The 10,883-nt window shown below is 36.7% G+C and carries 8 protein-coding genes and 1 riboswitch; of the genes, 6 read left to right on the top strand and 2 right to left on the bottom strand.

All coding sequences use genetic code 11. From position 1 onward, the window contains the following. Positions 1 to 355: 355 nt before the first annotated feature. On the bottom strand, positions 356 to 1,381 hold the full coding sequence (locus J2Z82_RS15175) for an FUSC family protein (protein WP_209481600.1): 1,026 nt from the start codon (positions 1,379 to 1,381) through the stop codon (positions 356 to 358). A gap of 340 nt (positions 1,382 to 1,721) precedes the next feature. On the opposite strand from J2Z82_RS15175, the gene aceB reads away from it, so the two are divergent. The 5 genes from aceB to J2Z82_RS15145 all read left to right on the top strand — a co-directional run bounded on the left by aceB (position 1,722) and on the right by J2Z82_RS15145 (position 8,745). Then, entirely contained in the window at positions 1,722 to 3,281 is a 1,560-nt protein-coding gene (gene aceB, locus J2Z82_RS15165) for a malate synthase A (RefSeq protein ID WP_209481599.1), read from the top strand. Between the two features lie 2 nt (positions 3,282 to 3,283). Beyond that, positions 3,284 to 4,564 carry an isocitrate lyase gene (gene aceA, locus J2Z82_RS15160; RefSeq protein WP_209481598.1) on the top strand — a complete coding sequence of 427 codons (1,281 nt, stop codon included), beginning with the start codon at positions 3,284 to 3,286 and terminating at the stop codon, positions 4,562 to 4,564. A gap of 440 nt (positions 4,565 to 5,004) precedes the next feature. Next, positions 5,005 to 6,195 carry a C40 family peptidase gene (locus J2Z82_RS15155; protein WP_209481597.1) on the top strand — a complete coding sequence of 397 codons (1,191 nt, stop codon included), beginning with the start codon at positions 5,005 to 5,007 and terminating at the stop codon, positions 6,193 to 6,195. Between the two features lie 213 nt (positions 6,196 to 6,408). Further along, the gene (locus tag J2Z82_RS15150; protein ID WP_209481596.1) at positions 6,409 to 6,999 is read left to right on the top strand and encodes a nitroreductase family protein; all 591 of its coding nucleotides are present in this window, start codon (positions 6,409 to 6,411) and stop codon (positions 6,997 to 6,999) included. A gap of 237 nt (positions 7,000 to 7,236) precedes the next feature. Next, complete coding sequence (locus J2Z82_RS15145; protein WP_209481595.1) at positions 7,237 to 8,745, top strand: BCCT family transporter; 1,509 nt, start codon at positions 7,237 to 7,239, stop codon at positions 8,743 to 8,745. A 38-nt stretch (positions 8,746 to 8,783) separates the two neighbouring features. Here the strand turns inward: J2Z82_RS15145 and J2Z82_RS15140 are convergent, their stop codons facing one another. Continuing rightward, positions 8,784 to 9,353: a YitT family protein gene (locus tag J2Z82_RS15140; RefSeq protein ID WP_209481594.1), complete on the bottom strand. Its 570-nt coding sequence runs from the start codon at positions 9,351 to 9,353 to the stop codon at positions 8,784 to 8,786. A 96-nt stretch (positions 9,354 to 9,449) separates the two neighbouring features. Between J2Z82_RS15140 and J2Z82_RS15135 the strand changes: the two genes are divergently transcribed. After that, the gene (locus J2Z82_RS15135) at positions 9,450 to 10,733 is read left to right on the top strand and encodes a hemolysin family protein (RefSeq protein ID WP_209481593.1); all 1,284 of its coding nucleotides are present in this window, start codon (positions 9,450 to 9,452) and stop codon (positions 10,731 to 10,733) included. 49 nt (positions 10,734 to 10,782) lie between these two features. After that, positions 10,783 to 10,871: riboswitch (guanidine-I (ykkC/yxkD leader) on the top strand. Positions 10,872 to 10,883 lie beyond the last annotated feature (12 nt).

Below are 10,883 nucleotides of genomic sequence, written 5' to 3'. Positions count from 1 at the left end.
GGCTCTGATTTGGGTTTTTCTTTCTTAGTAAACAGTCTACCAAATTAACCCACGACTTTACGATTAAGGAGCCAGTTTTGTTCATAGTAGCTATTCACCCTTTTCAGCCACATTTTTCATTGTTATTGGGTAAATAACGGAACCAGGAACCGTTTCAACCTTACATGAAGGTTTTTTCCTTTATTTAACGGAACCACGATTCACCTCACTGGTTTGTGTGATCCTCATTCCGCTCACACCATAAATCACATCCACTACACTCTTGTGAATTAGCCTTGATATAGCAATAAAAATACACACGGGATTTCACAAGCGAAATCTCGTGTGTATTTTTATTGTGTTTTTACCTTTGAAGTCAATCCGCAGTTTTTTTGTAGTACCTCTCAACTAAGTTATAAACGGAAACGAGTTCATACAAGATGATTAACTCGGGAGGAAAAGTAGTAGGGTGGTTATCATTGTTTTTAGTTATATCCTCATTGTCATCCCAAAAAATCTCGGTTAATTGCTTAAGTTGCTGCTGATGTTTTGCAGATGTATAGTTGGTTTTATTTTGCAATGAATAAGCTAACTCTGACACAGCTTTTAATATGATTGTTCGCTCTTCCTTTGACCAAGAGATAGTTTTTAGCGGTGTATTAATAAGATTATCGATATGGTAATGAATAAGTTTTAATTTGAATAAATGATCTTGTGCAGATTGGAATTGATCCTTTTCCGTTCCGACCAGTGGATGGTATTTTGTTTCATCTTTTTGAAAGCGAATTAGTGTTTCTGTTTGATGAATTGTTTTTTCCAGTTGATCGACCAGATTCTGCTCTGTAGTTTCTAATTCTTTATCATTTTCCTGCAATATGTCCTGAAATACTTTTTCTATAACAATTCCTGTTCTTTTTCTAATCCCTTGTATCTTCTGGATAATGTCCTTGGTATAGTCTGGTGGCAGAACAAACATGTTAACGGCAGTCGAGACGATTAATCCAGTAGTTGTAGTACCCAATCGAATAAAAAATGATATTAAATAATTGCTGTGAATTACTTCAACCATTGCAACAGCGGTAAGCGTTGCAACTAGCAAACCTGCATGCAATTTAAATTTGAAGCATGTTGCAATCGTAAAAACTGCGGCAAGTGAGTAGGTAAGTGGTGAATTACCAAAAATAGATATAAAAAGGACTGCATATGCCGATCCAATTGCTGATGCCGGAAAACGAATAAGTCCTTTTCTTATTGAATCCGAAACAGTTGGCTCAATCGTAACTATTGCTGTAATAACGGCAAACACAGGTGGCCATTCTAATAATACACATATCCAGGCAGTTATGAAAATCGCTACACCTGTTTTGACAACTCGGCTTCCAGGAAAATTAAAATGCTTCATATTCTGATTCACTCCAAATAATGACTCATATCATATTCTTCCATAGATTATCCAATTTGCAAATCTTTTTTTAAAAAAGGGTTGCATTTTATAAGAAAAACACATAGACTGTATTATAACAATTAAATAGTTATTAATACTGTTATATAAAAGAGGGGAGGGAAGTACATTGAATAATGCAATCTGCCCGGAATGTGGAAAGCAAATTGACGATCGCAGCTATACATTAGAATGTGATTATTGTCTATCGAAAAGGGAAGAGTAAATTTTTTTAGGTATATTGTTATATAACAATATATAATTTTAGTTATTGTGTTATAACAAGAAAGGTGTGAATTTGATGCTGATGAAAAGTGAAAAAGTACAAATAAATAATCATTGGGGTGATAAATTTGATGAAGTCTTAACAGATGATGCTCTGAACTTTATTGCAAAACTTCATATTCATTTTGAGGAACGTAGAAAAAGGCTGTTGGAACTTCGGAATGAGTTACAGAAAGGTGAACATGATCTTGATTTTTTATCTGATACACGTGAAATTCGTGAAAGCAATTGGACAATTGAGCCAATGCCAACAGATTTACAGGATCGTCGGGTTGAAGTCACCGGACCGGTTGATCGAAAAATGGTCATTAATGCACTAAATTCAGGTGCAAAGACTTTCATGGCAGACTTTGAAGACGCAACATCTCCATCATGGGAAAATGTCATAAATGGTCAAATAAATTTAAAGGATGCCATTCGAAAAGAAATCGATTTTCAGGGAGATAATGGCAAAGAATACAAATTAAATGATAGTACAGCAGTTTTAATTGTTCGTCCACGTGGTTGGCACCTTGAAGAGCAGAATCTAACAATCAATGGAAAACCTATTTCTGCTAGTTTAGTAGACTTTGGACTCTATTTTTTTCACAATGCAAAAGAATTGCTAAGGCGTGGATCTGGTCCCTATTTTTATTTGCCGAAACTTGAAAATCACCTGGAGGCACGGCTGTGGAATGATGTATTTATCTTCGCGCAAAATGAGTTGGTTATACCACAAGGTTCGATAAGGGCAACTGTACTAATAGAAACGATTACTGCGGCGTTTGAGATGGATGAAATCTTATATGAGTTACGTGAGCACTCAGCAGGGCTCAATTGCGGCAGGTGGGATTACATTTTCAGCTTTATTAAGAAATTCCAAAGGCATCCTGAGGTTCTCTTTCCAGATCGTTCTACTGTAACAATGGATGTTCCATTTATGCGTGCCTATTCATTACTTGCGATTAAGACTTGTCACAGGCGGAACGCACCGGCAATAGGTGGAATGGCAGCACAGATTCCAGTGAAAAATGATCCACAAGCAAATGAAGCATCATTTCAGAAAGTTCGTGCTGATAAAGAACGTGAAGTAACGGATGGACATGATGGAACATGGGTTGCACATCCGGGAATGGTTCAGTTTGTAAAAGATATATTTGATAAAGGAATGCCGGAGCCCAATCAAATTTCAAGGAAACGTGCTGATGTAGATGTTTCACGCGAAGACTTGCTGGAAGTATCACAAGGAAAAATAACGGAACAAGGAGTACGAACAAACATAACCGTAGGTATTCAATATATAGCAGCTTGGCTTCAAGGACGTGGTGCAGTTCCAATCAATAATTTAATGGAGGATGCTGCCACAGCAGAAATTTCACGTGCACAATTATGGCAATGGATTCGTCATCCGAAGGGAGTCCTTGAAGATCAGCGGAAAGTTACATTGAAAATGATAGACGAAATATTACAAGGGGAATTTGAAGACGAGAATTATAAAGAAGCCTCCAGTTTATTCAGGGATCTTATTGCGCAAGATGATTTCGTGGATTTTTTAACTATACCAGCATATAGACGATTAACGAAAGGAGAAATTTAATAATGGAAAGTAACCGGGTGGAGCAAATTAAAAATGAGTGGGACCAGAATATACGGTGGGTGAATGTAGAACGACCATATGAGGCAGAGGATGTTATTCGGCTACGTGGATCTATAGACATTGAACATACACTAGCAAAAAAAGGTTCAGAGAAATTATGGAATTTGGTTAATAGTGATAATGGCTATGTGAATGCATTAGGTGCACTAACAGGTAATCAAGCGGTGCAGCAAGTTAAAGCAGGATTGAATGCTATATACTTGAGCGGCTGGCAGGTAGCAGCAGATGCCAATATGTCCGGCCAGATGTATCCAGATCAAAGTTTATACCCAGTCAATAGTGTTCCGAATGTTGTGCAGCGAATTAACCAGGCATTACAACGTGCAGATCAAATCCACCATGCTGAAGGTAATGATTCAATTGATTGGTTTGCACCAATTGTCGCTGATGCGGAAGCGGGTTTTGGCGGGCAGTTAAATGTTTTTGAATTGATGAAGTCCATGATTGAAGCAGGTGCGTCAGCTGTGCATTTTGAGGACCAACTATCATCGGAAAAGAAATGTGGTCATTTGGGTGGGAAAGTGTTATTACCAACTCAGACAGCAGTGCGGAATCTAATTTCAGCTAGGTTAGCAGCTGATGTAATGGGAACACCAACATTAATTATTGCCCGGACAGATGCAAATGCGGCAGACTTAATCACAAGTGATGTCGACCCATATGATGCTTCCTTCTTAACTGGTGAACGGACATCGGAAGGATTTTTCAAAACAACAGCAGGAATCGATCAGGCGATTGCCCGTGGGATTGCTTATGCACCATATGCAGATTTAATATGGTGTGAAACATCGGAACCTAACCTGCAGGAGGCACAAAAATTTGCCGATGCTATTCATGAAAAATATCCTGGGAAACTATTAGCCTATAATTGTTCACCATCCTTTAACTGGAAGCGCAAACTTTCGGATCAGGAAATGGCCAGTTTCCAAGATGAACTTGCTCAGATGGGCTATAAATTTCAATTTGTTACGTTGGCTGGGTTTCATGCGCTAAACCATAGCATGTTCGAGCTTGCCAGAAAGTATAAAGATAATGGAATGGCAGCATATTCTGAACTGCAGCAAGCGGAATTTTCCAGTGAAGAATTTGGATATAGTGCAACACGTCATCAGAGGGAAGTAGGAACGGGATATTTTGATGAAGTGGCTCAGGTAATATCTGGTGGAAAGTCGTCTACTGCAGCGTTAAAGGGGTCAACGGAAGAAGAACAATTTACAAAATAATACAGGAAGGGACACTTTCTTAGGAGAGTGTCCTTTTTAATTGTGCAGGAAATTATAACAGGGCGAAAGAAGGATAAACGAATTAAAGAAAATGTACCGAGGAAATTTTCTTATATATGTCAGAATTAGATGGAAAGTATGGGTATTTTGCAGTATGGCTTGTCATGACTGGTTTCGTATCTGTAATGTTTTTTAGGTTTAAGTAAAGTAATGGTCTGACTGAATATCACCGGTTTATCTACCTTTATAAAGGATACTCTCATAAATTGAAATACAATTGTAATCTTTCTATTACATTCATGTCATTTTTAGATGATATAATACGAATTACCTAAAAAGATAGATACATAATTTTGAGTATTTTTTCATATTACTGCAAATTACTCACAAAATCGAGAAAGAATTTACATAAAGATAAGGGGAAGCGGGGGAATAGAAAGATGAAAAAAACGATAAGTATAATAGCCACAACAAGTGTGGTTATTTTGGGAAGTGCGTTTTTAACTGATTCTGTTCATGCAGAGACACCAAGTAACTCACAATCAGAACGTTCAACAATAAATGCCAATCTATCAGAAGCAGAGAAGAAGATAGCTGATGTAATGATAGATTTGGAAGACTTAAACGAAAAAATAGACAGTGTCAACGATGCCCTGCAACAAAATAAGGATAAAATGAATGAAACCACTAGTGAAATTAAAGATACAAAAAAAGAAATAAATACAATTGAAAATGATGTTAATGATCTGGAAGAAGATATTGAGGTACGTAATGAGATTTTGAAAAATCGTATTGTTTCCTACCAGAAAAGCGGTGGAAATGTTAACTATCTAGAGGTGATTTTCGGATCAAAAAGTTTTAGCGACTTAATCGGTCGAGTTTCTGCAGTTACTAAAATAGCTGAATCAGACAATAAGCTTATGGAACAACAAAAGGAAGATATTGCTAAATTAGAAGATAAAAAGGCTTCTGTCCAAGAAAAACTTGATGGTTTAAATGATATGAAAGTGGAACTGGAAGGCATGAAGGAAACCATCTTGGTCCAAAAGGAACAAAATGAGGCTGACAAGAAAGAATTAAAAGAAAAAGAGCAGAAACTTAGAGCATTAAAGTCTAGTTTGCAGGATAAGAAAAGAAGTCTTGTGACAATCAATCGAGAAGTTGAGCAGCGTTCAGGAAATGTACATAGCAATTCAGGCTCATCATCAAGTTCTGATGGGGGTAATCTCACAACTCTAAGTAAAAAAGAAGAGAAAGCTCCTAGCGGGAGTCTTAGTGAAGTGATGAATGCCGGAATGCCATATCTTGGAACTCCTTATGTTTGGGGTGGAGGCTCACCAAGCGGTTTTGATTGCTCTGGATTTATATCATGGGCATTCTCGCAGGCTGGAATTTCAGTACCTTCCAGTACTGCTCAATTGCAATATACTGGCAGTAAAGTTTCCTATAGTAACATTCAGCCAGGCGACCTCGTATTCTTTAATACTTATAAAACTAATGGCCATATCGGTATATATTTAGGAAATGGTAAATTTATTGGTTCACAAAATAGTACTGGGCTGGCAATCGCAAGCATGAACAACAGCTATTGGAAAAGTCATTTTGCCGGACATGTACGCCGTATAAAATAATTTAAAATTAAAAGATCTATCCTTCGAGGGTAGATTTTTTTTAAGTATAAATTTAAGTGCTATGGATAACTGGATTTCCAAATTAACCACGTCCAGTTCTTATTGTATAAGAATGCGAGCATATTAGTTACAAAAAGTAAGTATGGATTGTATAATGGTTTTCGGAACTATTACATTAACAACAGATATAGAACAGAGGAGGCACACATACCAATGTATGAATTAAAAGAGTTTCGGAAAGCATCCCACGATATAGACCCCATTTTCATCAAGAGGTGGTCACCAAGGTCATTTTTAAATAAGGAAGTGCCAAAAGAAGTATTGCAAACAGTCTTTGAAGCAGCACGATGGGCACCATCAGCAGCAAATGTTCAACCATGGCGGTTTGTAGTAGCAAATACAGAAGCAGATCGGGAAAGATTTCATTCGTTTATCTATGATGGCAATGTAGCATGGTGTGAAAATGTACCGGTATTGATAGCTATCGTTTCCAAAACCGATGCAGAATTTATGGGAGGGGAAAATCCTTCACATGCTTTTGACACTGGTGCTGCATGGGGATATCTAGCCTTAGAAGCAGCTCGAAATGGCTTGGCAACACATGCTATGGGTGGATTTGATAAATCAAAAGCGAAAGAAGTATTAAATATACCAGAAAATTATAAGGTTCATGCTATTGTTGCAGTTGGTTATCAGGGTGAAAAAGAAGACTTGCAGCAACAATTCCAGGAACGAGAAAAACCTTCCGACCGTAATGAGGTTGATGCATTCATTTCGGAGGGAATTTTTGCAGAAAAGTTATAACACACAAAGATGGTCTCCAATATGCGGAGGCCATTTTTACGTATGAACAGTTATGAAATGGGAAGTTTTCTAAACTTCCATTACGCTTGTAAAAAATGTTATTATCTTAAAAAGGAGTTGCTGTATTTAAAATAAGGTGTTTAGAGTTATCCTTTTCAGGTTAAATTACAATTGATATCCTCTCTTATTTATTATCAACCCAATGTTAACAAAATACTTCGTGAGAAAGGAACAATTATGGAAAAACATACATATAAAAATCCTGTATTTTTCGTTTCAGCAATTATCGTAACACTATTAGTGATTTTGGGTGCTACAATGCCAGTTAAGTTTGGAGAAGTAGCAGGTAAACTTTTTAACTTTACGACCATCAATTTTGGATGGTTTTATTCATTGGCTGTATTTATCTTTGTAATATTTTTAGTTGGACTTTCACTCAGTAAATATGGGAGAGTTCGCCTTGGTACTCAGGATTCTCGTCCTGAATATCCATTTTTCACCTGGATTGGGATGCTGTTTTCAGCAGGATTCGGTGCAGGTCTTGTATTTTGGGGCGTAGCTGAGCCAATGAGCCACTTTTTTTCCACCCCTTTTCCAGAGCTTCAAGCTCAATCGGAGGAAGCTGCTAGAGTTGCAATGGGTTACGCCTTTTTCCACTGGGGAGTTAGTCAATGGTCCGTTTTCGCTATAGTAGGTTTGGTAATTGCATTTTTGCAGTTTAAGAAGGAAAAGAAAGGTCTGATTTCTACTGCAATTCAACCGGTTGTTGGTAAGAATAAAGGGCTAAGCGGTACCATCGATTCGTTAGCAGTTATTGCAACGGTTATGGGTGTAGCGACATCTCTTGGGCTCGGTATAATGCAGATGAATGGTGGTTTGAAGAGTGTATTTGATGTCCCAAATTCAATATGGGTTCAAATGGCTATTGCTGGAGTCATGCTTGTAACATACTTAATTTCGTCCAGTACTGGGTTAAATAAGGGGATAAAATGGCTGAGTAATTTAAATTTGGCTTTATGTTTAGTATTATTAGCATTTGTATTTGCTGTTGGACCGACAGTTTTCATCTTAAATACATTTGTATTAGGTTTAGGTGATTACATTACAAGTTTTGTCCAATATAGTTTACGATTAACACCATATTCAGGTGAAACCTGGATACGTGATTGGACGATTTTTTATTGGGCATGGTCAACGGCATGGTCACCATTTGTCGGTGCATTCGTTGCACGAGTCTCGAAAGGCAGAACAATTCGTGAATTTGTATTCGGAGTATTAGTAGTTCCGCCGTTAATTGCTTGTCTATGGATAGCAGCTCTTGGAGGTACCGCAATCCACAGTGATTTATTTAATGGCACCAAAATAGCTGAAGCTGTAGATGCTGATTTAGCTGTGGCATTATTTGAATCTTTTGGTGATTTACCATTTGCGACCGTATTATCATTGCTATCAATATTTCTAATCTTTACGTTCCTAGTTACATCAGCAGACTCAGCAACTTATATTCTTGGTAGTATGACATCGAAAGGCAGCTTGAACCCTGCATTAACAGTAAAAGTGATCTGGGGAGTACTAATAACTGCCATAGCGGTTGTGCTTTTACTTGCAGGTGGAGGTGGATTGGATGCTTTACAGACTGCATCGCTGGTATCCGCACTGCCATTCACAATTATATTGCTGATAATTGTTGTATCCTTTATAAAAATGATTAAGAAGGAACCGTTACCTAAAGAAAACGATAAATAGAAACAAGTAGCTAAAAGATTTCTTTTAGCTACTAATCTTTATTCAGCATAATACTTTGTAATCGTAAATGTTGTTAATCCAATCATGATTACCATTAAACTTGAAAAAATAATAGTTGTTTCCTGAATGATTGTCCAGCCAAACAGTATAACGATGGAATCAATAATAAAGATAATGATCCCTACGTTAAGTGTGGTAGATTTAGCAATCATTAATGCTAAAAGGTCAACACCTCCAGTACTGGTTTTGGTTAATAACATTATTCCGATACCAGTACCAATCATAAATCCACCAGTAATTGCACTAATTAGTATTGGTGCTGTATCCCATGATGATAATGGATGAAAATAATCGATAAGAAGCGAGGTTACCAATAAACCATGTAATCCATTATAGAAATAGGATCGGAAATGAAACCATGCATAAATATATAATGGCAGACTTAAAACAATGATTGTAAGTCCTGGTTTAAACCCAAAGGTATATTTAGCAATAAGCCCTAACCCAATAATCCCACCGTCTACTAAATGATGGGGAATAGCAAAATAATTAATACCGATTGCTATGAAAACACTTCCAACTAAAATAGATATTATTTTTTTAAACATATTCAAAATTTCACCACATATCTTGTCCATAATTTATCCTTATGAAAAGATATGTAGTAATAGAGTAATTTATCCTAAATCGTGAGGGGATTCTCAATGACAATTGTAAATTTATTATTAGTAGCTATTTTAATAATGATGACTGCGTTTTTCGTAGCAACAGAATTTGCTATTGTAAAAGTTCGGACAACACGTATTGATCACCTTATTGAAGAAGGAAATAAGAATGCAGTACATGCAAGGAAACTGATTAATAATCTGGATGCCTATTTATCAGCATGTCAATTAGGGATAACTGTTACAGCGTTAGGTATAGGTTGGCTTGGTGAACCTGCTGTAGCTAGTCTGTTGCAGCCGATTTTAGACGAATTTGAAATAAATGCGGCGGTTTCACATGGTGTATCAATTGCAATTGCCTTTTTTATCATCACTTTTTTACATGTAGTTGTTGGAGAATTGGCACCTAAGACTATCGCTATACAAAAAGCCGAGGCTGTGACATTATCCTTAGCAAGGCCACTTATTTTCTTTTATAAAATTATGTATCCATTTATTTGGCTATTAAATGGCGCAGCAAGGTATCTTACAAAAATGATTGGCTTTAAATCAATGAATGAACAAGAGGTTGCTCATTCTGAGGAAGAGTTACGATTAATTTTGTCCGAAAGCTATAAGAGTGGTGAAATTAATCAATCAGAAATGAGGTATGTGAATAATATTTTTGAATTTGATGAACGTGTTGCTAAAGAAATTATGATCCCCCGTACCGAAATGATTTGTTTCTTTAAAGAGGATAGTTTTGATGAAAATATTAAGGTAATACAGGAGGGGCAATTCACGAGATATCCAGTTGCGGATGGAGACAAGGATCACATTGTCGGCCTGGTAAACTTGAAGGAGATTTTTACTGGTCATATAAATCAGAGTTATGACTCAATTGAAAAGTTCGTTCGGCCTATAATTCATGTATCTGAAATCACGCCAATTAAACAAGTATTGGTTAAAATGCAAAAAGAACGTATTCATATGGCGATTGTAATTGATGAATATGGAGGGACAGCTGGACTTGTAACAGTTGAGGATATACTTGAAGAAATCGTCGGTGAAATTCGTGATGAGTTTGATGTGAACGAAAAACCAATGATTGAAAGAATAAGTGATGATACAGCAATTGTTGCAGGAAAAGTTCTGTTGGATGAAATTAATACGTATTTTGGAACAGAACTGGAGGACGATGAGGTTGACACAATTGGTGGCTGGATTATAACTCATAACGTAGATGCTGAAAAAGGAACAGTTGTTGAAGATGAAGGGTATCAATTTATTGTTGAGGAAATTGATGGTTATCAGATTAAAAAAGTTAAAATAATAAAGTATTAGCTTACGTATTTATTTATCATTAGGTAATAACTTGTTATAATACTTACTAATAAAAGTTTTCTAGGGTTCCGCAACAATTGGACTGGTCCGAGAGAAAACGCACGAACGTGTACACGGAGGGATAAAAGCCCGGGAGGATATCTTATCGAT

The sequence above is a fragment of the Virgibacillus litoralis genome, assembly GCF_017873675.1.
Classification (GTDB): domain Bacteria; phylum Bacillota; class Bacilli; order Bacillales; family Amphibacillaceae; genus Lentibacillus; species Lentibacillus litoralis.
Note: the sequence above shows the minus strand (reverse complement) of the source record. Positions and strands in the feature narration are given on the sequence as shown.